A 25,499-nucleotide genomic window follows, 5' to 3' on the forward strand; every position below is an offset into this window, starting at 1 on the left:
CCCCTACCTGCTGCTAACGCAGCCTCCCTCCCCACAAGGGGGAGGGTAAGAAGCGGCACCGTTAGCGCTATTCCCAACGATCAGAAAGCCGGAGTTCACGCTCCGGCTTTCTTTTCTTGCCGGGCCCATGTATGCGACACTCTTGATAAGATGAAGGAATGCATATGCGACTTGGTGGACGCCTGCAGGCGGCAATCGAAGTTCTGGACGATATTGAAAATCGCAAGCGGCCGGCTTCCGACGCCCTGAAGGATTGGGGATTATCGCACCGCTTTGCCGGTGCGGGCGATCGCGCGGTCATCGGCAATATCGTCTATGATGCCCTCAGGCGGAAACTGTCGCTTGCCTGGCGCATGGATAGCGACGCAGCGCGTCATATCGCCTTTGGTGTCCTGCTTTCCGATGCGGAACTCGACATCGAGGATATCAATGTCGCTCTCGAAGGCGATAAATTCGCGCCGGAACCGCTGGAAGCCGAACGCCTGGCGGTCTGGGCTGACCGCGATCTCAACTCCGCACCGGATCATGTTCGCGCCGATGTTCCGGCATGGTGCATTCCGCATTTCCAGGCAATCTTCGGCGACAAATGGGTCGAGGAAGCGGCAGCCCTCAGCGACCGCCCGCCGGTCGACCTGCGGGTCAATACGCTCAAAGCCGATCGCGACAAGGTCTTGAAGGAACTCGCGCGTGCCCGCGCCAATCCCGCGCCCTTGCTGGAAACTGCAGTGCGCGTCCCGCCGCTGCGCGCCATGGGCCGCCACCCGAATGTGCAGGCGGAACCCGCCTTTCAGCGGGGTCTGTTCGAAGTGCAGGATCTGGGCTCGCAGCTCGCGGCGAAACTCTCAAACGCCAAGGCTGGCGAACAGGTGCTCGATTACTGCGCCGGGGCGGGTGGCAAGACCCTGGCGCTCGCGGCAGAGATGGGCAACAAGGGGCAGATCCATGCGTATGATGCCGAGCGCGCCCGCCTTGCACCCATTTTCGACCGGCTGAAGCGGGCAGGGGTGCGCAATGCGCAGGCCCATGCCAATGTCGGTGATCTTTCCCCGCTCGAAGGCCAGATGGATATGGTTCTGGTCGATGCGCCTTGCACGGGTTCAGGCACGTGGCGGCGCAGGCCCGACGCGAAGTGGCGCCTCAGCGAGCAGCAGCTCGAGCGCCGCGAAGTGGAGCAGCGCGAGGTTTTGGATGCGGCGAAGGCTTACGTGAAACCGGGCGGCCGGCTGGTCTACATAACCTGTTCGCTGTTCGCGCCAGAAAACGGCGACCAGGTCGCAGCCTTTCTTGATGCCAACCGCGAATACAGTGCCGTCGATACGCAGCCTTTATGGGAGCAGGCGGTCTCCGCTCAGTCCCAATTGAAACCGCTTTTCAAGGATGCAACAGCAATCCTTTCTCCGCTATCCACATCAACCGATGGCTTCTTCATTTCAGTTCTCAGGCGGGAAAAATAAAGCTACAAACGGGCTGCGACCTTCGTTGAAGAGAGGATATGCATGTCCCGTTCTCAAGCGCTTCTGTTGTTTCTCGTATTGGTTATCGGCGGCGGTCTCGCCATTGGCTACATCACTCTTCCCGGCGAATGGTACGCCGGTCTCGTCAAACCTTCCTTCAATCCACCGAACTGGATTTTTGCTCCGGTATGGACAATCCTCTACATCCTCATAGCCATCGCCGGGTGGCGGGTGTGGGATCGTGGATTGAGCGTACCCCAGGAGTTCTGGTGGGCGCAACTGGCGCTGAACTTTCTCTGGTCGCCGGCATTTTTCGGCTTCCAGCAGATGGGTCTTGCGCTCATCGTCATCGTACTACTACTGATAACCATCATCGGCTTCATCAAGTTGACGTGGAGTTCTGAACCGGTATCGGCGCTTTTGTTCGTGCCTTACCTGTTGTGGGTGGCCTTCGCGTCGCTTCTCAATGTGTCGCTTTGGAGGCTCAATGCAGGCTGATGTGTTCGAGGATGTAACAATGATCGGCGGAAAAAATGTCCTCTTTGTCATGGCCGTCGACGCGGAATACGGGCTGCATCTGCAGCGGCTTTTTACACCGCTGATTACCGGCGTGGGTCCGGTGGAGGCAGCGGTAAGCGTGTCGGCAACGCTGGCGAGCCTTGCGGTAAATGGTGCGCTGCCAGACCTCGTCGTGTCGTTAGGTTCAGCCGGTTCGCGCACGCTCGAACAGACAGAAGTTTACCAGGTCACCAGCGTTTCGTACCGCGACATGGATGCTTCCGCGCTTGGGTTCAAAAAAGGCGCAACTCCCTTTCTGAATTTGCCGATTGTGGTCCCGCTTGGCTATCGCATACCCGGTGTGAAGGAAGCTTCCCTGTCGACCGGAGCCAACATCGTCTCCGGCAGCGCCTACGATCAGATCGATGCGGATATGGTGGAGATGGAAACCTTCGCCGTGTTGCGCGCGTGCCAGCGCTTCGAGCTGCCGCTCATCGGCTTGCGCGGCATTTCAGATGGTTCGGCGGACCTTCGCCATGTGGATGACTGGAAGGAATATCTGCACGTCATCGATGAAAAACTGGCAGTCGCGGTCGAAGCGATGACTGCAGCGATTGAGGCTGGCAGTATCTCTATTTGATACTTTGGACCTATTTCTCGACGTATGATATTGCTGCATAATCGAATGATGACGAGGATGCATTGCGACGGCCACGATGCCATTATCGAGTTCGACGAACGCGCCAATGTTTTTCATGGCGAGACTATCGATTTACGTGACGTGATCACGTTTCAGGCATCGTCAGCGTCTGACCTGAGGCAAGCTTTTGCTGAATCCCTTGAAGATTATTTTGCATTTTGTGCCAAGCTCGCGGAAAGCGCGGATTAGTGCAAAAGCCGATGCGATTATCTCCCCCCCTTGCGGGGGAGAAAGCGATTTCAGCATCTTAGCTCTTTCTAAGTGCTAGACATCGCAAGAGAGGGGATTTTCAGGAGGCAAACATACGTCGTGAGGTAACACCAAGGATCCGCACGTTTGCGCGCCATATGCGCCAGGATGCGACACAGGGCGAGAATACGTTGTGGCAGGCAATCCGCAACAAGCAATTGGGCGGTTTGAAGTTCAAGCGCCAGTTTCCCCTTGAAAATTGTATCCTCGATTTTGTCTGTCTGGAAGCCAGGCTCATCATTGAGCTCGATGGTTGCCAGCACTCGTCTTCCAACGCAGATATCAAGCGCGATCTGCATTTCGCACGTCTGAGATTCAGGACCCTGCGTTTTTGGAACGATGAGGTGACAAACAATCTAGACGGTGTCTGTTCACACATTTTGCGTGAAGCATTGAACGAATAGAGAGAATAAATCATATCCCCTCTCTTGCGATTTCTAGCACTTAGCATGAGCTAAGATGCTGAAATCGCTTTCTCCCCCGCAAGGGGGGAGATAATCCTCATTGACGTTGAGGACAACCCTCTTCATCCATCCTGTGAACGATCGGAATCACTTTCGTCGTAGGCGCCAGTAACCCATTGCGCCGACTCGACATTTGCTTTAAAGGCCCGCCATGAACACACCCACTCATCCAGATACAGTCCTCATCGTCGATTTCGGCAGTCAGGTGACGCAGCTGATTGCACGGCGCGTGCGTGAAGCTGGCGTCTATTCCGAGATCGTTCCGTTCCAGTCCGCAGGCGAAGCCTTCCACCGCATCAACCCGAAAGCAGTCATCCTCTCGGGTAGTCCGCACTCCACTGTTGATATCGGCAGTCCGCGCGCACCGCAGGAAGTCTTCGACGCAAATATCCCGGTTCTCGGTATATGCTACGGTGAACAGACCATGTGCGCCCAGCTCGGCGGTAAGGTCGAAGCCGGGCATCACCGCGAATTCGGCCGCGCCTTTCTCGACATTCAGGAAGAATGCGCGCTGTTCGATGACGTTTGGGCCAAGGGCACACGCCATCAGGTGTGGATGAGCCATGGCGACAAGGTTATGGAGATACCCGATGGCTTCAAGGTCGTCGGCACTTCCACGGGTGCGCCCTTCGCGGCGATCGCCAACGAGGCCAAAAAATATTACGCCGTCCAGTTCCACCCGGAAGTGGTGCACACACCGGACGGGGCTAAGCTTCTGGAAAACTTCGTCCATCGCATTGCCGGAATTGAAGGCGACTGGTCGATGTCGGCCTACCGTGAAAAGGCGGTCGATCTCATCCGCAAGCAGGTTGGCGACAAGAAAGTCATCTGTGCTTTGTCCGGCGGTGTCGACTCTTCTGTTGCGGCCCTGCTGATCCATGAAGCGGTTGGCGACCAGCTGACCTGCATCCTCGTCGACCACGGCCTGATGCGCAAGAACGAAGCCGCCGATGTCGTCCAGATGTTCCGCGAGCATTATAATCTGCCATTGATTCTCGTGAATGCGCAGGATCGTTTCATCAACGCACTCGAGGGCGAATCCGACCCCGAGAAGAAGCGCAAGACGATTGGCAGGCTTTTCATCGAAGTCTTTGAAGAGGAAGCCAAAAAGCTTGGCGGTGCTGATTTCCTTGCACAGGGCACGCTCTACCCCGACGTGATCGAAAGCGTGTCGTTCACCGGCGGACCGTCGGTGACGATCAAATCGCACCACAATGTCGGCGGCCTTCCCGAACGCATGAACATGAAGCTGGTCGAGCCGCTGCGCGAACTCTTCAAGGATGAAGTGCGGGTGCTCGGCAAGGAGCTTGGCTTGCCGGACCATTTCATCGGTCGGCATCCCTTCCCGGGACCGGGTCTCGCGATACGCTGCCCGGGCGGCATCACGCGTGAGAAGCTGGAAATCCTGCGCGAGGCCGACGCGGTTTATCTCGACGAGATCCGCAAGGCCGGTCTCTACGATGTCATCTGGCAGGCCTTCGCCGTGCTGCTCCCGGTGCAGACCGTAGGCGTCATGGGCGATGGCCGTACCTACGAGTTCGTCTGCGCCCTGCGTGCTGTGACCTCGGTCGATGGCATGACCGCCGATTTTTACCACTATGACATGAGTTTTCTTGGTCAGGCCGCAACGCGCATCATCAATGAAGTCAAGGGCATCAATCGCGTTGTCTACGACGTCACTTCAAAGCCGCCCGGTACGATCGAGTGGGAGTGAAGGGAGTATTCGGTCGCGCGCTGCTCTAGCGCGCGACCAGTTCTCGGCGTCGATCACACGATCGTAGATCGATTACTGCTCCTTCTTGAACAAATCCTGGAAGATGAGCTGGCCCCAGGTGCGGCCGCGTGCGTGCACCAGCGCGCCACCCTCGTTGAGCTTTCCCAGCTTGACGGGTGCGAACCCGAGTTGTTTGGCCAAATCCGCCACGGGAGCGATCGCGTCTTCATCGTCGCTCGACAGAAAGACGACCCGGTGCCCGCCCTCGACGATCGGATCGGCAGCCAGGGTGGCCGCAATCAAGTGATTGAAACCTTTGACGAGCTTGGCGCCGGTGAACGCCTTCGCAACGAAGGCGGAGGACGGGAGGCCGTTCAGCTCTTCAGGGACTGGAAACGCGTTCGTCGCGTCGATGACTGTCTTGCCTTCCCAACTCGGCAGGGCCTTCGCAACCTCGCGATGCTCCCCGAACGGGACCGCCAAGATGATTGTGTCGGCCTCGAGTGCATCCCGCAGCGACTTGGCGACGACCGTGGGCCCAATGGCCCGAGCCTGCGGCGCCACCGCCTCGGGTGGCCGGCGGCTCGCGACGGCCACCTTGATATTTTTACGGGCGAAGGCGTGGGCGAGAGCCTGGCCTATCTTACCGAATCCTACAATCGCATAGCTCATGATACTTCTCCGATTTGTGTTGATATTGATTCCCCGGCCTTCAACGGCGCTGGGTTATCCGTGTGGCGACCTTTGGGTAGACGTCCTGCCGTGAACGACTTCCGCGCGGCCGGACGGTCAGCTACTTCCGACGCGATTTCAGATGGCCGAGAAGCCGCCGTCGACAGACAATTCCACTCCATTCACGAAGCTTGAATCGTCCGAAGCAAGAAACAGCGCGGCCGCTGCAATTTCCTCAGGACGCCCCATCGTTCCCCGCGGGATCAGGGATTCGAACATCTGCTTCGCCTCCTCGGTGAGGACTTGGTCCTGCATCGGTGTGGCGATTGGCCCCGGGTGCAGCACGTTCACCCGGATATTCCTGCCCTTCAGCTCATTGAGCCAACCGCGCGCGAATGCGTGCAACGTCGCCTTGCTCGCCGCATAAACGCTGTAACCAGGAAAACCTTTGAGCGAAGCAACTGACCCGGTCATGAAGATGGATCCGCCATCGTTGAACAGCGGCAACGCCTTCTGAACCGTAAACAGCGTGCCGCGCGCATTCAGGTTGAAGGCCGCATCGAAGTGCTGCTCGGTGATCTCGCCCAGTGGGACGGCTTCGCCCATGCCGGCGCTTGCGTACAGGACGTCGATCCTGCCCTTTTCCCGCTTGACCGTGTCGAACAGATGGTCGAGGTCGTCGAGATTGGCCGCGTCGCCGCGCACGCCGGTCACGTTCCGGCCAATCAACCTGACGGCCTCGTCGAGCGCTTCCTGCCGACGGCCCGTGATGAAAACATAGGCGCCTTCTTCAACGAACCGCTTGGCGCTCGCCAGCGCCATGCCGCTCGATCCGCCCGTGATGACTGCAACCTTACCTTCAAGCTTTCCCATGACTTCTCCTTTCGTCGTATCGGACAGCGTCTGCCTCCGAGAACCTCGAAATGGGTCCGCCGGCGTCAGTTGTGGAGTGCGGAAACGCGCACATCGGTGGTGCAAAATCGATCCGGCTGGACGATTGACGCCAGCCGCGACGATCGGCGTTCGCCGTTCGGAATTGAGCCGCGTTCGTCGACATAAGCTATGATGGCGGCTCGCACTGCTGTACGATGCGTTAGATACGGGCTTTGGAAGGCGCACCGCGCGGTGCAGGATTGCACCATGATCGACTGGGATGACATTCGCTATTTTCTTGCCGTGGCGCGCGGAGGCTCAGTCCGGGCCGCCGCCGAGGGCCTTGGTGTGAACCACACCACAGTGCTGCGGCGCATCGCACAGCTCGAGGAACGCCTCGGGTCGCAGATGTTCGAAAAGCTGCCTTCGGGCTACCGCCTGACGGCTGCGGGTGAGGAGGTCCTCGAGCTCGCGAACCAGATGGAAGCGTCGTCGCACCAGCTCGAGACGCGCGTCTTCGGTCGCGACCAGAGCGTTCGCGGGCTTCTGCGGGTGACGTTGGCTCCGCCCCTCGCGACACACCTCCTCATGCCGGATTTCGCCGATTTCGCCCGTCTGCATCCGGACATCGAGATGGAAATCTTGTCGTCTGGCGATCTGGCAAATCTGACCAACCGGGAGGCTGACGTGGCGATCCGCGTCGTCTACGACCGCAAAACCCTGCCGCTCAACCTTCACGGCCTGAAGGGACCGGAGCTGTTCGGCGGCGTCTACATGTCCCGCGACCGACTAGCCGCATGGCGTGCGGGCGCGCCTGATCCCATCCGGTGGATCGTCATAAGCATTCATGGAATTCCGGATTGGGCCAGCGAGGGTGAGGTTCGCACCACGGGGGTTCCATTCAGGACCACGGACGCCGGGGCGCAGATCGTTGCTGTACGGCAAGGGCTCGGGATCACGACACTGCCGTGCTTCGTCGGAGATGCCGACCCCCTACTCGTGAGGGTGCCGGGCACCGAGCTGCACATGTACGGAACGCTCTGGCTTCTCACACAGGGGGAGACACGCAAGACGAAGCGCGTGCGGCTCTTTACGGAGTTCGTATCCCGCAGGCTCGTCGCGTATGCTCCGCTTCTCGCGGGGCTGTCCATATCGCGCGACTGACGCCGCTCAGCGCATAGGACCACGCAGCATGTGATCCGCCAGGCTGTAGCAGTGGCTCGCCTGATAGGCGTTCCGGCCCCGGTTCATGTGCGTCAGGTTGAACGCCCGGATCGCCTGCAACGCACGGGGCGCCGCGAGGAATTTGCCGATCGAGGAGTGACCGCGGACCTTGATGCCGAAAATATCCTCGCCGCGGGGGAAGAAATAGCTGACGTCTTCCGGCGTCATGACACAGCGCTCGAGGAACGCTTCGTCCACCCGGCCCTGATCGAGTGAATGGTCGGTGGTGAAATCGGAAAGGTGCACCAGGAATAGCGCGCGGATGTCCCCGTCGTCGGCATAGAGCGAGAAGAGCTCCATCCAGCTCGCATTGACGCGAACGAGCGCCTTGCCCGGAGTCGACGGCAGACAGGAAACCGACCAGTAATACCGCTCGGTCCGGCGCGGGATCGGGATGCAGTCGCGGCCGTAGCGCCCGAGAATCTCCAGGACCTCTTGCGCCTGCGGTCGGGTTAGCAGCTTCTCAAATCGCGCAACGTATCTGAGACGCAGTTCCAGGGACTCCGAGCGCTCGTCGGCATCGCGCAGGATCGTCTTGCCGTGCATCCAATCGCGCTGCTGCTGGAGATCCAGGAATCGCCGCAGACCAGTGGTGTTTGGGCGGCGAGTCGTGCTCGCTTCGGATATCATGTCTGTTGATTACCCACCGAGAACTGCCCCGGCATTTCCGCCGAGAATTGACCCGCCTTTATGTATGTTCCGGTCTGGGGTGGTGGTCAAGCTCCTGTTTCTGTCCAAATGCGCGTTGGGCGGCGGGCGGCCCCTGGACCGGCGAGAAAGCGTGTTGGGCTGCCGTCCTCCATGGCGCGGCGGGATGGCGGCGCTGCTGGCACAGGTGTATGATGGTTGTTTGATATTTCGAGATCAGGGAGGACAGCATGACTTCTTGGGAGATCAAGGGACGCGAACTCGTCAATTGCACCTGCGAGTATGGCTGCAACTGTCAATTCAATGCACTGCCCGACAAGGGCCATTGCCATGCCGTTGCGGGCATCCAGATCGATGAAGGTCACCATGGCGAGACGGTTCTCGACGGCCTGCGGCTTGCTGCAATCTTCAAGTGGCCCGGCGCCATCCACGAAGGCAACGGCGAAGCCATCGCTTTCGTCGATGAGCGCGCAACCGACCGGCAGCGGGAAGCGCTGCTGCGCATCATGACTGGCCAGGACACCGACCCGTTCGCGACGATGTTCGCCGTCTACGCCTCAACCGTGACAAAAATGAATGATCCGGTTTTCACGAAGATCGACCTCGAACTCGACATCGACGGCCGCAGGGGCCGCATTTTCGTCAAGGACTACATCGAAACGGCAGGCGAACCGATCCGCAACAAGGTGACCGGCGCCGACTCGCGCGCTCAGATCGTGTTGCCGAACGGCTTCGAATATGCGGTCGCCGAGATTGGTAGCGCTTCGAGCAGCACCACCGGGCCGGTTCAGGTGGCCATGAAGGACAGCTACGGCCAGTTCGCGCGGTTGCATCTCAACAATCAAGGGGTCGTGCGAGCCTGACGCGCCGCATGGACAGCGCGTCGCCCCTCGAACGCCTGCTCAGACGCGATCGGCTCATCACGATCGCGGGTCTGGTGATACTGTGCCTGCTGGCCTGGCTTTATATAGTCGCGGGTGCAGGGCTCGACATGAATGCGTGGGAGATGTCGAGGCTCGCATTGTTCCCACACTTGCAAACCGGCGACACGACCTCCGACATGCCGGGCATGGATATGAGCGGGATGGCCATGGAGGCGGAACCTCGGATCTGGGGGATGCCAATCTGGACGCTGATGATCGCCATGTGGTGGATCATGATGGTCGCCATGATGTCGCCGAGCGCCGCGCCGACTGTCCTGCTCTATGCGCGCGTGCACCGTCAGGCGCTCACGCAGGGTCAGATCCAGGACAAGCTGGCGCCCACCGGCGTATTTATGGCGGGCTACCTCCTGGTCTGGCTGGGATTCTCCATTGTGGCAGCCGGCCTGCACTGGCTGCTCGAACGCGAGGCATTCGTCTCAACGACGATGAGTTCGCAGAGCCGCTGGCTTTCGGGTATCGTCCTAATCGCCGCGGGCCTGTATCAATTGTCGCCGCTCAAGAGCGCCTGCCTGTCGCATTGCCGGGCGCCGACGGCATTCCTTTCCAGCCACTGGCGTCCCCACGCGCTTGGCGCGCTGCGTTTGGGCGTACTGCACGGGGCCTTTTGTGTCGGATGCTGCTGGATGCTGATGGCGCTGTTGTTCGTTGGTGGGGTGATGAATTTGGTGTGGATCGCCGCGCTTGCCGTTCTGGTGCTGGTTGAAAAGGTGTTTCCTGCCGGCCAATGGGTTGGTCGCGCCGCCGGAATCGCCTTGATCGCCTGGGGCAGCGCGACGCTTATCATCTGATGACCGGGCAACATCCTGCCGCAACCGTATTACAAGGTTCTAGTGGCGCTGGATCACTTTAAAAGTGTCTCGCTGTGGGCGTGACACTCCCATCCATTCGACCCGCGTATCCAGACAGAACTATCGGCTGCTCTCATATCTTGCGACTTGCCGTCCATCTTGACGCTCTGCCGAACTGTATATGCAATGAGCGCAATATCCGGGGAGGGTGTGGATACTTCGACATCTTCGAAGACATAGGATTCGAGGCTCCATTTTCCTTCCTCGGTCATCTTCCCCATTTTCTCTTTCTCGATACGCATAACGCCCTGTGTGCCGGTAACGAGGGCAGTCTTTCCCGAGAGTTCCGAAGTGCGGCGGCCGTCTTTCGCCTTCATCGCGTCCCAATAGGATTTCTCGAGGGCCACGATTTCGTCCTTCGTTGGCATGGCATGAGCGTTCATCACTTCCTCCTACAATATTGTATTACCGCAAAACGCTCTACATTCGCCTCAAGTTCCAGCAAGGCCGCGCAACGATCCCCTGCAGGTAGCCGGTTTGACGTGCCGCAACCGTATTACGAGGGTAGAAAGGAAAAACTCGCCGAGAGAAGCACAACAAGGATGATTGCAAACACAACTATTTCAAGAAGCCAGGATCTATTGTCGTTCATTATCATTTCTCGAGCGGCGCTTCACTGCACGGCCCACTGCTGAAAACAGTATAGTCTATCTTCTCGCGTTCCAGCGCACCTTAATTCTGGCTTGTCATTGAAGCCGGTTCATGGTTCCAAACATAGAAAGCGATGCACGCTTCTGTTCATTTCCCATTCATGTTGACGACTTATTTTTTAAGGCACGGGGCATGTTGAAAAGGAGGTATCTTGCATGTCACTCAAATCAGGACTTTCTGCACTTGTTTTAATCGGTGGATTGTTCTCGTTCGGTGCGCCAGCCATGGCGGCTCCGATCACACCCGCGACCGGGTCGCCGGAAGTATCGACTCCGGTCGAGCAGGTGGGTTGGCGTTGTGGTCGCGGATGGCACGTGAACCGGTGGGGACGCTGTGTTCCCAACCGAAGAGTTGCGCGGTGCGGCCCCGGTTGGCATGTCAACCGCTACGGAAATTGTGTGCGGAATCGTCCGGTATACCGGGCATGTCCACGCGGATTTCACTTAACGCCACGCGGATTCTGCGTACCCAACTAACAACATATCTGCAGCCGGCGTCCTGATGAAGGGCGCCGGCGTTCGCCAGCGATCATAGAATTTCGGGGAACCATATTGTCGTTGATCGGTTCATCTTTTACAGTGAAAGGATGGCGCAATGGACAACAAACCTTCAGAATCCCCGGTCCGTGAAACAACGAATGAAGCGCGCCAGGGGCCACTCGGACGGCCAGTACTAAACGTGCTGATCGTAGCGCTCCTCCTCGCGCTTGTCGCATGGGGCGCGGCTGAATTGTATGGCGAGCGCGTCGACAACGCGGCAGGAGTTGGAAGCAACGGCAGCGCAGAGCAGAGCGCACCCCCGGCAGCGTCTTCGACAGATCAGCCTGTAACGAACACTCCGGTCGACCCCAACCCCACGCCTCAAACGGGCTCCGGGGGAGATACTCAAACGAAAAACCCGGCCCCGGCGAATTAGTCCAGGTACGATTGTTGACCGACTGTCGGCGAGACGAAACGATCGCTTCGCTTATGAAGGAATGATCGATGACGAAGGATATAACCGAGATTGCCCGCGCCAGCTATGAAGCCTACGTCGCAAAGGACCGTGCGGCGATAGAGGCGCTGATTGCCGAGGACTTTCACTTCACCAGTCCACTCGACAACCGGATTGACCGCGCCACCTATTTCGCGCGTTGCTGGCCGAATAGCGAGATGGTCGAGGGTTTCGAGTTCATTCACCTCGTGCCCTACGCTGACAAGGTCTTTGTTACCTATGAAGGAAGCAACACCGACGGCCATCGGTTTCGCAACACGGAGATCCTGGTGGTGCGCGATGGCCAAATCACCGATGCGGAAGTCTATTTCGGCTGGTCAATTCCGCACGAGGCAAAGCATGGCGAATTCATTCGCAGCGAGCAGGCGTGAACAGAAATCTGCCGGTCAATGCAACAACCAGCCGAAACCTACCGCAAGTGCAACGCCGATAAGGAACACGGGGCCATAGACATGATATGACCAGTCATTGTGGCGCATCTCTTGCCGCTTCCCCCATGATTGGTGCGTCACGCATTCCGAACCCTTCATTTTGACCGCCATCGGCAATAAAAGAGGCTGCCGTCTGCAGCCAGGTTCCCAGGGTGCTGCCGCACATGCTGCAGTGGATGACCGTTGAGTTTGTTATACCATGGGGTATGTGGAGATAGATTTCTCCGCAATCAGGGCATGAAAGTTTGAAATTGGGTCTTTGGGGCATGTCTGTGCTCCCACCTGGCTGGAGCACATGGGCTCTCAATCGCCGGTATGCCGTTGATTAGTCCAGCGACGCGGCCATTAAAAAACTCATTTCGGGCTCGCGTCAACTCCCTGTCTTGCAGCGGACAGTTGATCGGGACCGGAATCGGCTGATAGATGGCGAAACCCCGAAATTGTTTTCGTACCGATTTTTGCTTTGAAAGCCACAGGAGTGGCGATAGTGTCCACACTCTGCTGACCAGCAGGGATCCAATCCCGTCAATCGATATGAGATTATGAAGAGTTCGCATAGACGCGTCGTTGTTACCTCGCCTTTCTTCGATGAAGAGGCGCACGCCTACCTTAAACAGCATGGGTGCGAGGTTGATATCGTCCAATGGCAAAAGGGTGAGGGCGATGGCAGCTTGGCAACGCGGCAATTGGCCAGCCTGCTTGAAGGCGCATCCGGCTGGATCGTCGGTCAGGCTTATGTCACACGCGAACTGCTGACCGCTCTGCCGGATCTACAGGTTCTGGCGCGGCGCGGGGTGGGTTATGACCGGGTCGATGTCAATGCTGTCAGAGACCTCGGCCGTGTCCTCACCATCGGCGCGGGCGGTAACGATGCTTCGGTCGCCGACCACACCATCGGCTTGATGCTTGCCGTCGCCCGTCGCCTGCGTGAATCGCAAAACCGCATGCTGGCGGGCAACTGGTCCATTCTGACAAGCTCCGACCTTTCCGGGAAAACCGTCGGCATCATCGGGCTTGGCCGTATAGGCAAGAGCCTGGTGCAACGCTTGAAGGGTTTTGAAACGCGCATTCTTGTCTGCCACCCCCGTCCCGACCGGGAATATGGCGAAGGCAACGGCATCACCTATGTCGATATGCAGACGCTCCTCCGGCAGAGCGATGTCGTCAGTGTGCACGCTCCCTTGTCCCCGGAAACGCGGTTCCTCATCGATAGTGCCGCGCTTGCGCTCATGAAGCCTACCGCCATTTTGATCAACACCGCGCGTGGCGGGCTTGTCGATGACCGGGACCTTCTGGCTGCATTGAAGGGTGGCCGGATCGCCGGGGCAGGGCTGGATGTCTATGTCAGTGAAGGCGATCCCGCCTTCAAGCCGGTTTCGGACGAACTTGTCGCACTGGCCAATGTGATCGCCACGCCGCATTCCGCCGGCTCGTCGGTGGAGGCTCTCGCCCGAACCAACATGATTGCGGCAAAAACCGTCATTTCAGTCTTCGACGGCGAAAAGCTGCCTGAAGCATGTGTCATCGCCGATGGACGGAAACCCGCAGCAGCAGGGTGACGTTTCGAAGGCGACGTTCGTCGACGGGCGGGACTTCTGTATCGAAGACATATATTGTAAACTGCCTTACCGAACATCCATGTCGCGTGGCAGTTCATGCGAAGCCTTTTCCGGACAGATTTTGAAACGATATCCCTTGAAAACCATTGCTGCCCCGATCGTCCATCAGCCACTTACAGAAAGCGCTCGATCAGTCCTGAAAATGATCTCGCGTTCCGGACCGGTCACGAGGCCGCAACTGAGCGCCGCGCTGGCTTTTTCCAAGCCAACAATGTCCGCCGCCGTCGGCGAACTCGAAGCCCATGGGCTTGTAGCCTCGAATGGTGTCGCAAGGGGGGCCGTTGGCCGCACCGCGGTGACGTATGGGCTCGGTGCGGAGGCCGGTTTTGCGATTGGCGTCGATTGTGGCACCACCCAGATCCATGCGATGGCGTCGAAGCTCGATGGTCAGAATTTTGTCGAGTTGCAGCAGCCGGTCGGCGTTGATGGCGAAAACCCGGTGCAGCGGTTCCGGGCAATCGAAACGGCGATCGAATCTCTCTTGTCGCAATGCGGGAAAAGCCACGGGCCGCTACGGGTAATCGCGATTGCTCTGCCCAATATAATCTCGCAGACACTCGAGCGGCTTCCAGCACGTGATGATTTTGCGCAGACGCTACAGAGGCTGCAAGACGCCTACAATGTGCCGATTGTGGTCGAGAACAATGTTAATTGCGCAGCGCTGGCGGAATATCACGAGGGAGCGGCCAAACATCATTCCTTTGCCATTTATCTGCAGATCGGCGTCAAGGTCGGTGTAGGGATTGTCCTGGATGGCAAGCTGTTTCGCGGGTTTCGCGGCGGTGCGGGCGAGGTCGGGCATTTGCCTTTCCCCTGGTCCGAAACGGAGAAGCCCCGCTTCCAGCACGTTGAAACCTACCTCGGTTCGGTGCAGCTCCTGCAGCGTTGCAAGGAGAATTGGCCTGCATCGGAGGGGGAGCCTCCGCTCTCGACGGCAGAGCTGTTTTCACGCGCGCAGACTTCCGGTCATGCCCGGTCCTGCATCCAACGCCACGCGAACGATATCGGCAATCTGGTTGCATCCTGCGTCAGTATACTCGATCCCGAGCTCGTCGTACTCGGGGGGGGTGTCGGACAGAATGCGATCCTGCTCGAAGGTGTCGACAAGGTCGTGAGGGAGCTTTGCTGGCCGGTGGAGATCAGGGTCAGCGAACTTTCAAACCAGGCGACGGTGCTTGGCGCGGTGCGTCTGGGCGTTGATTTCGCCATGGCCGGTTTGCTCGGGGAAGACAGCAGCGCTGCCTTCCTTTTTCCGGGGACTTTGGCGGAACCTGTCCGCCAATAGTTTCCTTCACGAAACAGCGAGCTTGGTGTCCGGCTGCCGGTAACGGAAGTTGCAGACGGGGAGCCCCGCATCCTCGGAGAGCGTGGCGATAATCAGCTGCGCCGGAATGGCCTGCAGGATGGCATCGCCAATACCGGGACTGAATGCGGGCACGTTGATGACGACGAGATTGTCGGCGTCAGTCACGTCGCTGCGACTTGTGATCAACACCGCCGGAATGGCGAAGCCGGCAAGGTCCCTGGCAAGCTGCACTTCCCGGCCATCGCCAAAAAGGATGACGCCGCTATCCTTGTCGTTCGGTTCCATCGGGCCATGCAGGAAGTTCAGCGTGTCCCAATCCTGGGCCGAAATACGGGCCGCCTCGCGGATCAGCAGCGATATATATCCCGCCGTACCATAGGCGCAGCCTGCGCCAACGCAGTCGATGGCCTTGCGGTTGCCAAGCATCTTCGCGGCCTTTTCGACCTGCGGTTTGACCGTTTCGAGAACCGATTTTGCGGCCGAGGGCAGCGCCGTCCAATCGGTACCGGAAGGGCGCCCGGCCTTGTCTGCAAGCAATGCCGCCGTCAGCAACGAGCCAAGATAGCTGGTGGTGTTCGGACCGCTATCCATGCCGCTATTCGTCGGGATCATGTGATGAACGACCTTGGAGAGCGGCGTTCCGCTTGCCGTTGCGATACCGTAGGTCGGCTTGTCCGGGCGCACTTCCATCGCCTTCGCCGGCTCGATACTGCGGCCGGAAGCGGAAAATGCGATATAGGCATCGCCCGCATCGATGGATGGGTCGTAAAGGTCGGTCGCCGCAAGCGCAAAGGCACGCATCCCTTGATTGCGCATCTGCGCCGCCGCAACGACCGCCGCGTAGAGACTGGCGCCGATGCCTGCGAGGACGATCGTTCCCGATTTCAGCGGCTCAAGATCGATCGTATCCAGCGTCCTGGAAACGCTGTTCAGGCAGGCTTCGAGAGCGGCGGGCTGCAGGGCGATAGCTTCGCGGTAGGGGACTCTGTCGGTCATTTTTCATTCCGTATGCTGATGAGATTTATGGGCCGGAAGACGCGATGCCCTCCGGCCTTGAGAGAAGGCTGCGTCAGTCGAGCTTCAGATAGTCGGCGAAGCGGGCGGCGTCGTTGATGGTGATCTTGTCGAGCTTGTTTTCGCCAAGACCCCATTTGTCGAAGATTTTGGCGTAGGAGCCGTCATCGATCATCGATTGAAGCGTGGCGGCGAGGGCGTCGCGCAGCTGGTTGCTTTCCTTGCCGACGAGCACGGCCTGATACCCGACGGCGTATTGCGCACCGGGAACGAGTTCGATCTTCTTGTTGCCTTCCGGCTGATGCTGCAGGCTGTAGGCGGCAACGCCGGTCGTATCCATGGATAGATCGACGCGCCCGCTCTGCAGCGCGATCTTGATCTGGTCGTTGGAGGGGAACTGCATGACGTTGAGCGGCTTGTCCGCTGGGCACAGGCCTTTTTGTTTGTCGAGCAGTTCGAGCGGAATCGAGCCCTGGACCGCGCCGGCATTCAGACCGCAGGCATCCTTCAACTTGTGGATGTTCTTGGGGTTGCCCTCGAGCACGATGATGCTGGTGCCCTCAAGCATGTAGTTGACGATATCCACGATCTTTTCACGCTCGGCGAAATCGCCGAAAGCCGACATGCCGATGTCGAAGCGGCCGGCCTGTATGCCCGGAATGATGCTGGCGAACTGCGCCGGCATGTCCGTGAACTTCACGCCAAGACGCGTGCCCATCTCGTCGCGCAGCTCGCGCTCCAGTCCGATGATGGTCTTGTTGTCCTCCCCATAAAAATCATAAGGCGGCGTTTGCGGTTCGGTTCCCACCTTGATCTCGCCCGCGGTCTTGATTTTCTCCGGAAGCATGTCGTGCAGCTTCTGGTCGGTGCCGGCGGCAAAGCCAGCCGTACCCGCCATGAGGATGGCGATGGTGGCAAGAGACAGTTTCAACAATCTGGTATTCATGGCATTCCCCTTTTCTTGATGCACGTGAAAGACGTGCGGCCTTCAGACAAATGGTTGCCGGTCCGGTCAGTGCATTCGTCTGAGAAATGTTTTGGTTCGCTCGTGCTGCGGCGCGTCGATGACCTGCCGCGCCGGGCCTTCTTCGACCACGACGCCCTGATCCATGAAGATCACGCGGTCGGCGACCTCCCGTGCAAAGGCTAGTTCGTGCGTGACGACGAGCATGGTCATGCCATCGGCCGCAAGCTTGCGCATGACCGCCAGCACTTCGCCGACGAGTTCCGGATCGAGGGCCGAGGTGGGCTCGTCGAACAGCATCAGCTTCGGGTTCATGGCAAGTGCGCGGGCAATGGCGACCCGCTGCTGCTGGCCCCCGGAAAGCTGGTAAGGATAGGCATCCTCCCGACCCTCGAGATCGACGAGCTTCAACAACTCCCTGGCACGGGAGAAGGCCTGTTCGCGCGATTGGCCGCGGATCAGCATCGGTGCCTGCGAGATATTGGTGAGCACGTCATGATGCGCGAAGAGATTGAATCGCTGGAACACCATGCCGATGTCCTGGCGCTGCCGAGCGAGTTCCTTGCCGCTCATCTCGTAGAGCAGGCCATGGCGCTCGTTGTAGCCGATCAAATGGCCGTCAACGAGGATGCGCCCGCCGCTCATGCGTTCGAGATGGTTGATACAGCGCAGGAATGTCGATTTGCCGCTCCCCGACGGGCCGAGCAGGCAGACGACTTCGCCCTTGCGGATCGTCAGGTTGATCCCCTTCAGGACTTCGTGCGCGCCGAATGACTTGCGAACGTCGAGAGCTTCCACCATAGCGCCGCTGGTCGTGAATTCTGGTTGCTGGGTCATCCATTGCTCCCTTCGGCACGAAGCAGGCGCAGGGCAGCACGCCAGGCCATGGGTGCATCGCTGGTGGACCGGCCAAGCCGGCGTTCGATCACGTATTGCAAGCTCGAAGCGACCGTCGTCATCACGAGGTACCAGATGCTGGCAACGATCAGCAGTTCGATGATGAGGAAGTTCTTGGCGTAGATGTTCTGGGCGCGGGTCAGGAGATCCTGCGCCGCCACCACCGAAACCAGTGAGGTCGTCTTCAGCATCGAAATCGTCTGGTTGCCGATCGGCGGGATGATGACCCGCAGCGCCTGCGGAAAGATGATGCGCAGCATCGACTGGGTCGGCGTGTACCCTAACGCCTTCGCGGCCTCCTGCTGGCCGCTGTCGACCGCCATCAAGCCGCCGCGCATGATTTCCGCCATGTAGGCCGCTTCGTTGAGGCTGAGGGCCAGCAAGGCGGCGACAAAGGCGGTGATGATCGAGTTCGTATCGAAATGGATCGAGCCGATATCGATACTCGGGATGAAGAGCTGGATGTTGAACCAGAAGATGATCTGGACGAGCAGCGGCGTGCCGCGGAAGAACCAGATGTAAAGACTGGCAAAGCCGCTGACGATCGCGTTCGGCGAGAGACGCATCATCGCCAGCACACCGCCGGCAACGATACTGATCAGCATCGAAAGCACCGTGAAAAGGATGGTGAGCTTGATGCCTTCGAGAATGGTTTCGTCGAAAAGATATTGCGGGATCGCCGACCATGTGATGTGGCGGCTCATGATGACCATGGCCAGTAGAAAGCCAACGATCGCGATGAGGAGGATGGCAATCACCCATTGGCCCCAGTTGCGCGCAGGAATAATCCTTTGTTCGCTCATGCCGCCCTCCAGTCGTCTTCGTTAGAGATGGTGCCGGCTATATGGGGAAGCGGCAGATAGGCCGGACGCTCTCCCGCCTGCAGTTGCCGCGCGAGTGCCATGGCGCCGACCACCGGCGGTTCCCGCAGAAGCGTCAATCTCCAGTCCGGTGCGACGGTCGCGAGTGCCGATTGAAACGCTTCGAAAAGACGAGGCTGGCGCGTGATGACGCCGCCCCCCGTAACGATATCGTTCCCCGGTGCGCCGCGATCGATCAGGCGCGAGACCAACGCCGCGAGCGCCTTGCCGCCTTGTGCTATGACATCGAGAGCGAGCGCCGATCCGGCATCGGCTGCCGCGAAGACCAGCGGTACGAAACTGCCAATCCTGGCGGCGCTTCCCTGATCGCCGAGCGCACGCCCGAGTTCAACGGGATTGTCGATGCCAAGTGCCTGAAGCAGGCTGCGGCCCAGCGGCTCCAGAGGTTCGCCCGAATCGAGCGATCTGCGCACTGTGCGTGCTGCCTCCCGGACCAGACCGGCGGCGCTGCCTTCGTCGCCGAGATACCATCCCCAGCCGCCGGCGGCGATCATGCGCCTGTCATCGCTCCGGGCAACGGCGATGGAGCCTGTGCCGCAGATAACAGAGATGCCGACATCCTTGCCTGCCGCTGGAAGAAGCAGTTCTGAATCGTTGAGGACAAGTACAACCGTTGCCGGCAGCAGCTGCGCAAGCCGCTGTTGAAAAGCCCCGCATTCCTCGTCGGTATCGCAGCCATGCGAACCCGCAACCAGAACTCCGGGCAGTTTGCCTCCGGTCACTTTCGTCAAGGCTGCAACGAGCGTGGCTGCGTCGGCTTCAGCGTTTTCCCGCGCTCGCCACTCAGAGGTCGGCATCGATATATCGGAGACCGCCAGGCCGTTGGCCGCCATCATTTGCGTCTTCGTTCCGCCTATATCGATTCCCACGAGCATGGATGCGCCTTCACGAAATTCATATTATTAGGTAACTTACCTAATTAATTGAGTTTGGCAAGAAGCGTCTCAAACAAACTTCATGGATGGGTCGACTTGCGGGGCGCAATGCCCGCACCGGCAAACTAATTGCAGCGCAGTTGCAAAAAGCCGTAATATTTGCGCAATTGGGGTCGCTGATGCCCGCACCGCTGGCCGAATCAGGCAGTGAACACGGTGGAACAATTTCATGACGACAAGCGACGTATGGACTTTTATTCGCGCCCTGATCACAAATCCATCGCGAGTCAGCGCGATCGCTCCCTCCAGTGCGGCTTTGGCAAGGCTCATCACCAGCGAAATCGGTGCCGGTTCCGGTCCCGTCCTCGAACTTGGCCCGGGCACCGGCGTTTTTACGGATGCCTTGCTGGCGCGGGGTGTTAGCCCCGGTAACCTGACGTTGATCGAATACGGTGCTGAATTCGCAAGATTGTTGCAGACGCGCTTCCCGGGTATGCGAATCCTGCAGATGGATGCCTCACAGCTCGGCGGACAGGATTTGTTCAAGGCTGAACCGGCGGGTGCCGTCGTCAGCGGCCTGCCGTTCCTGAGCATGCCCGACAAGGTCGCGGCTATTCTCAACGGAGCCTTCAGCAATCTGCGCAACGATGGCGCGTTTTACCAATTCACCTATGGCTTTCGCTGTCCGGTGCCGACAGCTGTATTGGACGAACTTGACCTCGAGGCCGTGTGCATAGGCCGCGCCTTCTGCAATCTGCCCCCGGCGGCTGTCTACCGCATCACGCGCCGCGGTGTGGAGATCAAGCAGACGATTGGATAACGATCTGCTCCCCAACCGATCACACAAAATCACGTAACGATCAAATTTATTGGCTTGTCACCCGATGACGCGGCGATAATGTCCCGCCGATGATCCAACCTGCCGCATCTCCCGTTCGTTTCGCTCTTGGCGGTCTGGTGGCCATGGCGGTTGGCATGGGTATCGGCCGGTTCATCTTCACACCGATCCTCCCCGGCATGATGAGCGAGCTTGGCCTGACACCGGGCGACGCCGGTCTTATCGCCTCGGCCAATTATTTCGGTTATCTGCTCGGCGCGATCATCGCCGGTTTCGGCTGGGCGTCGGGCATCGAGCGACCTTTGGTCTATGTGTCTCTCGCCGCAAGCGCCGCGCTTTGTTTCGCCATGAGCGTCAGCGATGGAGTGATGCTCTTTTCCATCATCCGTTTCTTTGCAGGCGTTGCCAGCGCCTTCATGCTGGTATTCACCGCAACGATCGTCTTCAGTCATCTCGCCGCCGCAAACCGGCAAGATTTGCAGGCGATGCATTTCGGCGGCGTTGGCACCGGAATAGCGATTTCATCTCTGCTCGTTGCTTTCAGTTCGGCCACCGGCCATGGCTGGCGGGAAGACTGGATCGGCGCGGCCGTTCTTTCCGCTCTCGGCCTCATCGCCGTCTTCGCGCTGATACGGCAAGGCCCGGTGCGCAGCGGTTCGGCTGCAACGGAGCCGCCCATCGTCTGGACGCCGGAATTCATCAAGATCAACATTGCCTATGGCCTGTTCGGCTTCGGCTACATCATTACCGCAACGTTTATCATCGCCATCGTTCGCTCAAGCCATGGCAGCCCGTGGATGGAAGCGCTGGTCTGGTTCGTGACAGGCACTGCGGGCGCCATATCTGTCTGGCTCTGGACACCGCTCTTGCGGCGTGCCGGTCCGTTTGTCGCGCTCGCTCTGGGGTGTGCTGTTCAGGCGATAGGCGTCGCAGCGAGCGTCGTCCTGCCATCGCCGGCCGGGCCCTTGCTGGGCGGTCTCCTCCTGGGGCTGACGTTCATCGTCATCACCGCCTTCGGCTTTCAGGCTGGACGGGTGCTTCTGCCGCATTCACAACGCCGCGTCATGGCGGTGATGACCGCCGCATTCGGTATCGGCCAGATCATCGGACCGCTGATCGGCGGATATGTCGCCAACATCACCGGCGACTTCACCATCGCCACGCTTGCTGCGGCAGCGGGTCTCGTTGTGGCGGCGCTCTTTGCATTTTCCGCTGGGCGTCAAAAGCGTTGATAAGCAACTGATTGACCGGATTATTCTAACATTGAGCGTGGTTCGACAGGCTCACCATGAGGAGGTTGGGTTGGTTGCAGGTATAGCCGGCAGGACCCGATGATCTGAAACCTGCAATCTCTGGCTCCTGCAATCTCTGGCTCCTGCAATCAACCCAACACCCTCATGGTGAGCGTGTCGAACCACGCACAGCTGTTGCGCAGCAGTGTTAGCGCCACATAGCCAAATCATTACAGCAATTTAATTACGACGGTTTCTTCTTTGCCCTATTCATGCTGTTAAAGTCGTGCAACTCGTAACACCACCAAACTGCAGACTTTTCACTCGAGGAACCCGCCACGTGTTTGTCTCATTCTTTCCCAGGCCAAAGCTCTTTTTCATTTCCGCGATACTTTGGGCCTTGGCGGCCATCTTCCTCTGGTATTTTGGTGGCCAGCAGTTTGGCGGCAATTTTGGTCTGCCACCCGCCGCGCCGGGTACGCCGGCGATTGTCGGCGTTGCACTCTTTGTGTCGAAGCCATTTCTCTGGTTCTACATTTACTACGCCGCCGCAACGTTGTTGTTCTATGCTTTTTGGGCGTTCTACAGTCCGCATCCATGGCAAAACTGGTCCGTCCTCGGCTCCGCATTGATCATCTTTGCCACCTATTTTTCCGTTCAGGTCAGCGTTGCTTTCAACGCGTGGTACGGGCCGTATTATGATCTCATCCAGGCGGCGCTCGCCAAAACGACCCCCGTCACCGCCGAACAGTTATATCTCGGCCTCGTAGATATCTCGGGTATTGCGTTCGTGGCGGTCACGATTGGCTCGATAAATGCCTTTTTCATCAGCCACTATATCTTCCGCTGGCGCACGGCTATGAACAATTTCTACATGGAGCATTGGGAACAGCTTCGGCATATCGAGGGTGCCTCGCAGCGCGTTCAGGAAGATACCATGCGATTTTCCACGACCGTGGAAGGCCTCGGTGTCAGTCTGGTTCGCTCGGTGATGACATTGATCGCTTTCTTGCCCGTGCTGTTCACGCTTTCCAAGGAAGTAACCGAACTTCCGATCATCGGCGAAATACCCTTTGCGCTGGTATGGGCCGCGGTAGGCTGGTCCCTGTTCGGGACGGTTTTTCTCGCTGTGGTCGGGTACAGATTGCCAGGGCTGGAGTTCCGCAATCAGCGTGTCGAGGCGGCATATCGTAAGGAATTGGTATACGGCGAGGACGATGAGAGCAGGGCACAGCCACCGACGATGGCCCAGCTGTTTTCGAATGTCAGGAAAAACTATTTCCGTTTGTACTTCAACTATCTGTATTTCAATGTCGCCCGCATCCTCTATCTCCAGGCCGACAACATCTTCTCGCTGCTCGTGCTCATCCCTTCGATCGCCGCGGGCAAACTTTCGCTGGGGTTGATGACGCAGATATCCAACGTGTTCGACCAGGTGCGCGAGTCGTTCCAGTATCTCGTCAATTCATGGTCAACGATCGTCGAATTGCTGTCGATCTACAAACGTCTACGCGCCTTCGAATCGGTGATCTACGACGAACCCTTGCCCGAGATTGACCAGCATTATCTGCGGACACAAGCCGAAGAAGCTTGAGAGCCGCGTTAGTGGGCGGTCAGATACCGCCGCTCGCGGCAGGTTTCACCAGTTCCGCGCCGGCGACCGGCATTGTTCCGCCAGTCTCCTTCAAATATTCGCTGTAAGTCGTGCAACGCACGTCCGCTTTGACGCAAACCTCGCTGGTGAAACGCTCCAGCGCACGCCAATAAGCATCGCCATTCATCAGCGTAAAATGCAGGCCGATCTGGAACGGAATGCGCTTTCCCTCATACTGGCGCTCAAAGGCGCCCTTGAAGGCGTCGTAGGCGCGGTTCTCGAATTCGTCGAGGTGATCGGGGCGCTCCACTGCCCCCGAATGGCGCACGAAGAGATTATAGTCCATGGCGATGACGGGCTTGTTCTTCGGCCCCTCGTCGATCGTCGGCAGTCCGAATTGGTAGAGGCCGCCGGCATGCAGCGGCAGAGCCGGACCGCGCGATACACCGCTGCCGTCGAAGACATAGCCCTTGTCCCTCAACGCTGAAAGCAGTGCGGGACCTTCCGAAAGATAAGGCGCGCGGAACCCGCGTATTTCCGTATCGACGAAGTGCTTCCAGCCTGCTGGCTCCGGGTCGCTGCCATATTTGCTCCAGGCATCGCCGAGCACCTGTTTGTATGTCGTCAATTCATGTTCCCAGTCCGCCTTCGACCAGGTCTTGCCGTCGAAATGCCCGCAGGCATGGCTGGCGATCTCATTGCCTTCATTGCGAGCCCGCCAGATATTGTCGAGGCGCTGGGCAATATCCTCCTTCGAGGTGGCAAAGCCGATGTTGGAGCGTCCCGCCGGTTCATTCGGCGCCTGGTAGGATTTGCGGTCGTCGCGATCGATCAAAAATACGCAGGAGAGGAAATAGGTGAATTTGGCGTTTGAACGTTGTGCCAATGCCCGGCTGCGGTCCCAAAGTTCGTTGCTGCCGGAATTATCAAACGAGATCAGCACGTATTGCGGCTTGGCGCCAATCGAACCGCGCAGCTCCACCCCGCTTGTTGCCAGGGCAGGCACAGATAATGAGAACGCGAGGGACGCGGCGAGAACGGTACAGATCGAACGCATGATGCGGGATACGCGGCTCCGGGGGAGGGATGTTTGTGGCTACAGGTGAAATGTGGCGATGATCGGACGCGGCGATCCACCGCAAGCGATACACCTTCTAACCCGTGCCGCATGGGTCTATCTTCCCGCCAGCATTGAGGGAGGCGGTCATGCTGATACTGATTCTTGGGATCATCGTTTTTCTTGGAATTCATTCGGTACGCATCGTTGCGCCGGAATGGCGTCTCGCCAGGATGGAGCAGTGGGGCGAGAACACGTGGAAAGGCCTTTACTCGGTCATTTCGCTCGTCGGTTTCGTGCTTCTCGTATGGGGCTATGGCTTGGCCCGGCCCGACGCTCCGGTGCTCTACGAGCCACCAGTCTGGATGAAGCACATCACCGCGCTGCTGATGCTGTTCGCCTTCATTTTCCTCGGTATATTCATCGCAAAAGCCGGCCGCATGAAACCCGCGCTGAAACATCCGATGCTGATCGCCATCAAGACCTGGGCGCTGGCACACCTCCTCGCCAATGGCGATCTTGCGTCGCTCATCCTGTTTCTGTCGTTCCTGGCCTGGGCCGTCGTCGATCGCATCGCCATCAAACGGCAGGAGCGGGCAGGGCTTGCGGCGCCCTATATCGTTCCCGGCCCGGTCTCCAACGATGTGATCGGCATTGTCATCGGCCTCGTGCTCTACGTGCTCTTCGTATGGAAATTGCATGCGCTTTTGATTGGCGTTCAGCCGATGTGAACTGATATAGGGGCTATTTTCAACTTAGCCCTTACATCGCGTCACTTTTCCGACTAAAAGCCCCTGAACTCCATGCGCGGACGGCGAGAGCCGCACCGCGTTTTATCAATTGATCCGGTGGCACAAGG

General features: G+C 58.7%; 28 protein-coding genes. 18 read left to right on the forward strand and 10 right to left on the reverse strand.

Features of this window, described 5'->3' with window-relative positions; all coding sequences use genetic code 11:
• Positions 1-164 precede the first annotated feature (164 nt).
• The 6 genes from PHA01_RS01775 to guaA all read left to right on the forward strand — a co-directional run bounded on the left by PHA01_RS01775 (position 165) and on the right by guaA (position 5,079).
• Complete coding sequence (locus PHA01_RS01775; RefSeq protein WP_271893903.1) at positions 165-1,454, forward strand: RsmB/NOP family class I SAM-dependent RNA methyltransferase; 1,290 nt, start codon at positions 165-167, stop codon at positions 1,452-1,454.
• Positions 1,455-1,496: 42 nt separating this feature from the next.
• Entirely contained in the window at positions 1,497-1,952 is a 456-nt protein-coding gene (locus PHA01_RS01780; RefSeq protein ID WP_271892943.1) for a TspO/MBR family protein, read from the forward strand.
• Between the two features lies 1 nt (position 1,953).
• A complete protein-coding gene (locus PHA01_RS01785; protein ID WP_271893904.1) occupies positions 1,954-2,592 on the forward strand; it encodes a 5'-methylthioadenosine/S-adenosylhomocysteine nucleosidase in 639 nt (212 codons plus the stop codon).
• Positions 2,593-2,637: 45 nt separating this feature from the next.
• Positions 2,638-2,841 carry a type II toxin-antitoxin system HicB family antitoxin gene (locus PHA01_RS01790; protein WP_271892944.1) on the forward strand — a complete coding sequence of 68 codons (204 nt, stop codon included), beginning with the start codon at positions 2,638-2,640 and terminating at the stop codon, positions 2,839-2,841.
• 137 nt (positions 2,842-2,978) lie between these two features.
• Complete coding sequence (locus PHA01_RS01795) at positions 2,979-3,305, forward strand: endonuclease domain-containing protein (protein ID WP_334311995.1); 327 nt, start codon at positions 2,979-2,981, stop codon at positions 3,303-3,305.
• A 211-nt stretch (positions 3,306-3,516) separates the two neighbouring features.
• The gene (guaA, locus tag PHA01_RS01800; RefSeq protein ID WP_271892945.1) at positions 3,517-5,079 is read left to right on the forward strand and encodes a glutamine-hydrolyzing GMP synthase; all 1,563 of its coding nucleotides are present in this window, start codon (positions 3,517-3,519) and stop codon (positions 5,077-5,079) included.
• Between the two features lie 72 nt (positions 5,080-5,151).
• Here guaA and PHA01_RS01805 read toward each other — a convergent pair whose 3' ends face one another.
• Both PHA01_RS01805 and PHA01_RS01810 read right to left on the reverse strand, forming a co-directional pair.
• Positions 5,152-5,751 (reverse strand): NADPH-dependent F420 reductase, encoded by a 600-nt coding sequence (locus tag PHA01_RS01805; protein ID WP_417020888.1) that lies wholly within the window; start codon positions 5,749-5,751, stop codon positions 5,152-5,154.
• A 138-nt stretch (positions 5,752-5,889) separates the two neighbouring features.
• On the reverse strand, positions 5,890-6,624 hold the full coding sequence (locus PHA01_RS01810) for an SDR family NAD(P)-dependent oxidoreductase (RefSeq protein WP_271892947.1): 735 nt from the start codon (positions 6,622-6,624) through the stop codon (positions 5,890-5,892).
• A 267-nt stretch (positions 6,625-6,891) separates the two neighbouring features.
• Here PHA01_RS01810 and PHA01_RS01815 point away from each other — a divergent pair, with 267 nt between their 5' ends.
• A complete protein-coding gene (locus PHA01_RS01815; RefSeq protein WP_271892948.1) occupies positions 6,892-7,788 on the forward strand; it encodes a LysR family transcriptional regulator in 897 nt (298 codons plus the stop codon).
• A 6-nt stretch (positions 7,789-7,794) separates the two neighbouring features.
• Here PHA01_RS01815 and PHA01_RS01820 read toward each other — a convergent pair whose 3' ends face one another.
• Positions 7,795-8,478, reverse strand: a complete 684-nt coding sequence (locus PHA01_RS01820; protein WP_271892949.1) for a hypothetical protein — start codon at positions 8,476-8,478, stop codon at positions 7,795-7,797.
• Positions 8,479-8,726: 248 nt separating this feature from the next.
• Between PHA01_RS01820 and PHA01_RS01825 the strand changes: the two genes are divergently transcribed.
• Positions 8,727-9,359 carry a DUF1326 domain-containing protein gene (locus PHA01_RS01825; RefSeq protein ID WP_271892950.1) on the forward strand — a complete coding sequence of 211 codons (633 nt, stop codon included), beginning with the start codon at positions 8,727-8,729 and terminating at the stop codon, positions 9,357-9,359.
• A gap of 8 nt (positions 9,360-9,367) precedes the next feature.
• Complete coding sequence (locus PHA01_RS01830; protein ID WP_271892951.1) at positions 9,368-10,228, forward strand: DUF2182 domain-containing protein; 861 nt, start codon at positions 9,368-9,370, stop codon at positions 10,226-10,228.
• A 53-nt stretch (positions 10,229-10,281) separates the two neighbouring features.
• Here PHA01_RS01830 and PHA01_RS01835 read toward each other — a convergent pair whose 3' ends face one another.
• Positions 10,282-10,671: a nuclear transport factor 2 family protein gene (locus PHA01_RS01835; protein WP_271892952.1), complete on the reverse strand. Its 390-nt coding sequence runs from the start codon at positions 10,669-10,671 to the stop codon at positions 10,282-10,284.
• A gap of 492 nt (positions 10,672-11,163) precedes the next feature.
• On the opposite strand from PHA01_RS01835, the gene PHA01_RS29320 reads away from it, so the two are divergent.
• The 5 genes from PHA01_RS29320 (at position 11,164) to PHA01_RS01855 (ending at position 15,267) form a co-directional block, all read left to right on the forward strand.
• Positions 11,164-11,415: a GCG_CRPN prefix-to-repeats domain-containing protein gene (locus tag PHA01_RS29320; RefSeq protein WP_417020908.1), complete on the forward strand. Its 252-nt coding sequence runs from the start codon at positions 11,164-11,166 to the stop codon at positions 11,413-11,415.
• A gap of 118 nt (positions 11,416-11,533) precedes the next feature.
• A complete protein-coding gene (locus tag PHA01_RS01840) occupies positions 11,534-11,854 on the forward strand; it encodes a hypothetical protein (protein ID WP_271892954.1) in 321 nt (106 codons plus the stop codon).
• 68 nt (positions 11,855-11,922) lie between these two features.
• Positions 11,923-12,303, forward strand: coding sequence for a nuclear transport factor 2 family protein (locus tag PHA01_RS01845; RefSeq protein WP_271892955.1), 381 nt, complete (start codon positions 11,923-11,925; stop codon positions 12,301-12,303).
• Between the two features lie 602 nt (positions 12,304-12,905).
• Complete coding sequence (locus PHA01_RS01850; protein WP_271892956.1) at positions 12,906-13,922, forward strand: phosphoglycerate dehydrogenase; 1,017 nt, start codon at positions 12,906-12,908, stop codon at positions 13,920-13,922.
• Between the two features lie 79 nt (positions 13,923-14,001).
• Positions 14,002-15,267, forward strand: a complete 1,266-nt coding sequence (locus tag PHA01_RS01855) for an ROK family transcriptional regulator (RefSeq protein ID WP_271893907.1) — start codon at positions 14,002-14,004, stop codon at positions 15,265-15,267.
• A gap of 6 nt (positions 15,268-15,273) precedes the next feature.
• On the opposite strand, the gene PHA01_RS01860 is transcribed toward PHA01_RS01855, so the two are convergent.
• From PHA01_RS01860 to PHA01_RS01880, 5 genes are all read right to left on the reverse strand, one after another.
• Positions 15,274-16,284, reverse strand: coding sequence for an SIS domain-containing protein (locus PHA01_RS01860; RefSeq protein ID WP_271892957.1), 1,011 nt, complete (start codon positions 16,282-16,284; stop codon positions 15,274-15,276).
• Between the two features lie 73 nt (positions 16,285-16,357).
• Positions 16,358-17,248: an ABC transporter substrate-binding protein gene (locus PHA01_RS01865; RefSeq protein WP_271892958.1), complete on the reverse strand. Its 891-nt coding sequence runs from the start codon at positions 17,246-17,248 to the stop codon at positions 16,358-16,360.
• Between the two features lie 66 nt (positions 17,249-17,314).
• Positions 17,315-18,103, reverse strand: a complete 789-nt coding sequence (locus PHA01_RS01870) for an amino acid ABC transporter ATP-binding protein (protein ID WP_271892959.1) — start codon at positions 18,101-18,103, stop codon at positions 17,315-17,317.
• The gene (locus PHA01_RS01875; protein WP_271892960.1) at positions 18,100-18,966 is read right to left on the reverse strand and encodes an amino acid ABC transporter permease; all 867 of its coding nucleotides are present in this window, start codon (positions 18,964-18,966) and stop codon (positions 18,100-18,102) included. Before PHA01_RS01875 ends, PHA01_RS01870 begins: the two co-directional genes overlap by 4 nt.
• On the reverse strand, positions 18,963-19,919 hold the full coding sequence (locus tag PHA01_RS01880) for an N-acetylglucosamine kinase (RefSeq protein ID WP_271892961.1): 957 nt from the start codon (positions 19,917-19,919) through the stop codon (positions 18,963-18,965). Before PHA01_RS01880 ends, PHA01_RS01875 begins: the two co-directional genes overlap by 4 nt.
• Before the next feature lie 229 nt (positions 19,920-20,148).
• Between PHA01_RS01880 and PHA01_RS01885 the strand changes: the two genes are divergently transcribed.
• The 3 genes from PHA01_RS01885 to sbmA all read left to right on the forward strand — a co-directional run bounded on the left by PHA01_RS01885 (position 20,149) and on the right by sbmA (position 23,583).
• Entirely contained in the window at positions 20,149-20,739 is a 591-nt protein-coding gene (locus tag PHA01_RS01885) for a class I SAM-dependent methyltransferase (RefSeq protein WP_271892962.1), read from the forward strand.
• A gap of 89 nt (positions 20,740-20,828) precedes the next feature.
• Positions 20,829-21,989 (forward strand): YbfB/YjiJ family MFS transporter, encoded by a 1,161-nt coding sequence (locus PHA01_RS01890; protein WP_271892963.1) that lies wholly within the window; start codon positions 20,829-20,831, stop codon positions 21,987-21,989.
• 340 nt (positions 21,990-22,329) lie between these two features.
• Entirely contained in the window at positions 22,330-23,583 is a 1,254-nt protein-coding gene (gene sbmA / locus PHA01_RS01895) for a peptide antibiotic transporter SbmA (protein WP_271892964.1), read from the forward strand.
• Between the two features lie 19 nt (positions 23,584-23,602).
• Here the strand turns inward: sbmA and PHA01_RS01900 are convergent, their stop codons facing one another.
• Positions 23,603-24,640 (reverse strand): polysaccharide deacetylase family protein, encoded by a 1,038-nt coding sequence (locus PHA01_RS01900; RefSeq protein ID WP_271892966.1) that lies wholly within the window; start codon positions 24,638-24,640, stop codon positions 23,603-23,605.
• A gap of 149 nt (positions 24,641-24,789) precedes the next feature.
• On the opposite strand from PHA01_RS01900, the gene PHA01_RS01905 reads away from it, so the two are divergent.
• Positions 24,790-25,371: an NnrU family protein gene (locus tag PHA01_RS01905; RefSeq protein WP_271892968.1), complete on the forward strand. Its 582-nt coding sequence runs from the start codon at positions 24,790-24,792 to the stop codon at positions 25,369-25,371.
• The last annotated feature ends 128 nt before the right edge of the window (positions 25,372-25,499 follow it).

The organism is Candidatus Phyllobacterium onerii (genome assembly GCF_028331445.1).
In the GTDB taxonomy this organism is placed as follows: Bacteria; Pseudomonadota; Alphaproteobacteria; order Rhizobiales; family Rhizobiaceae; genus Phyllobacterium; species Phyllobacterium onerii.

Coding starts and splice junctions, on each gene's coding strand:
- PHA01_RS01775 (WP_271893903.1), top strand. CDS start 165: ATGCGACTTGGTGGACGCCTGCAGGCGGCAATCGAAGTTCTGGACGAT.
- PHA01_RS01780 (WP_271892943.1), top strand. CDS start 1,497: ATGTCCCGTTCTCAAGCGCTTCTGTTGTTTCTCGTATTGGTTATCGGC.
- PHA01_RS01790 (WP_271892944.1), top strand. CDS start 2,638: ATGATGACGAGGATGCATTGCGACGGCCACGATGCCATTATCGAGTTC.
- guaA (WP_271892945.1), top strand. CDS start 3,517: ATGAACACACCCACTCATCCAGATACAGTCCTCATCGTCGATTTCGGC.
- PHA01_RS01805 (WP_417020888.1), bottom strand. CDS start 5,751: ATGAGCTATGCGATTGTAGGATTCGGTAAGATAGGCCAGGCTCTCGCC.
- PHA01_RS01810 (WP_271892947.1), bottom strand. CDS start 6,624: ATGGGAAAGCTTGAAGGTAAGGTTGCAGTCATCACGGGCGGATCGAGC.
- PHA01_RS01815 (WP_271892948.1), top strand. CDS start 6,892: ATGATCGACTGGGATGACATTCGCTATTTTCTTGCCGTGGCGCGCGGA.
- PHA01_RS01820 (WP_271892949.1), bottom strand. CDS start 8,478: ATGATATCCGAAGCGAGCACGACTCGCCGCCCAAACACCACTGGTCTG.
- PHA01_RS01825 (WP_271892950.1), top strand. CDS start 8,727: ATGACTTCTTGGGAGATCAAGGGACGCGAACTCGTCAATTGCACCTGC.
- PHA01_RS01830 (WP_271892951.1), top strand. CDS start 9,368: ATGGACAGCGCGTCGCCCCTCGAACGCCTGCTCAGACGCGATCGGCTC.
- PHA01_RS01835 (WP_271892952.1), bottom strand. CDS start 10,671: ATGAACGCTCATGCCATGCCAACGAAGGACGAAATCGTGGCCCTCGAG.
- PHA01_RS29320 (WP_417020908.1), top strand. CDS start 11,164: ATGGCGGCTCCGATCACACCCGCGACCGGGTCGCCGGAAGTATCGACT.
- PHA01_RS01840 (WP_271892954.1), top strand. CDS start 11,534: ATGGACAACAAACCTTCAGAATCCCCGGTCCGTGAAACAACGAATGAA.
- PHA01_RS01845 (WP_271892955.1), top strand. CDS start 11,923: ATGACGAAGGATATAACCGAGATTGCCCGCGCCAGCTATGAAGCCTAC.
- PHA01_RS01850 (WP_271892956.1), top strand. CDS start 12,906: ATGAAGAGTTCGCATAGACGCGTCGTTGTTACCTCGCCTTTCTTCGAT.
- PHA01_RS01855 (WP_271893907.1), top strand. CDS start 14,002: ATGTCGCGTGGCAGTTCATGCGAAGCCTTTTCCGGACAGATTTTGAAA.
- PHA01_RS01860 (WP_271892957.1), bottom strand. CDS start 16,284: ATGACCGACAGAGTCCCCTACCGCGAAGCTATCGCCCTGCAGCCCGCC.
- PHA01_RS01865 (WP_271892958.1), bottom strand. CDS start 17,248: ATGAATACCAGATTGTTGAAACTGTCTCTTGCCACCATCGCCATCCTC.
- PHA01_RS01870 (WP_271892959.1), bottom strand. CDS start 18,103: ATGACCCAGCAACCAGAATTCACGACCAGCGGCGCTATGGTGGAAGCT.
- PHA01_RS01875 (WP_271892960.1), bottom strand. CDS start 18,966: ATGAGCGAACAAAGGATTATTCCTGCGCGCAACTGGGGCCAATGGGTG.
- PHA01_RS01880 (WP_271892961.1), bottom strand. CDS start 19,919: ATGCTCGTGGGAATCGATATAGGCGGAACGAAGACGCAAATGATGGCG.
- PHA01_RS01885 (WP_271892962.1), top strand. CDS start 20,149: ATGACGACAAGCGACGTATGGACTTTTATTCGCGCCCTGATCACAAAT.
- PHA01_RS01890 (WP_271892963.1), top strand. CDS start 20,829: ATGATCCAACCTGCCGCATCTCCCGTTCGTTTCGCTCTTGGCGGTCTG.
- PHA01_RS01900 (WP_271892966.1), bottom strand. CDS start 24,640: ATGCGTTCGATCTGTACCGTTCTCGCCGCGTCCCTCGCGTTCTCATTA.
- PHA01_RS01905 (WP_271892968.1), top strand. CDS start 24,790: ATGCTGATACTGATTCTTGGGATCATCGTTTTTCTTGGAATTCATTCG.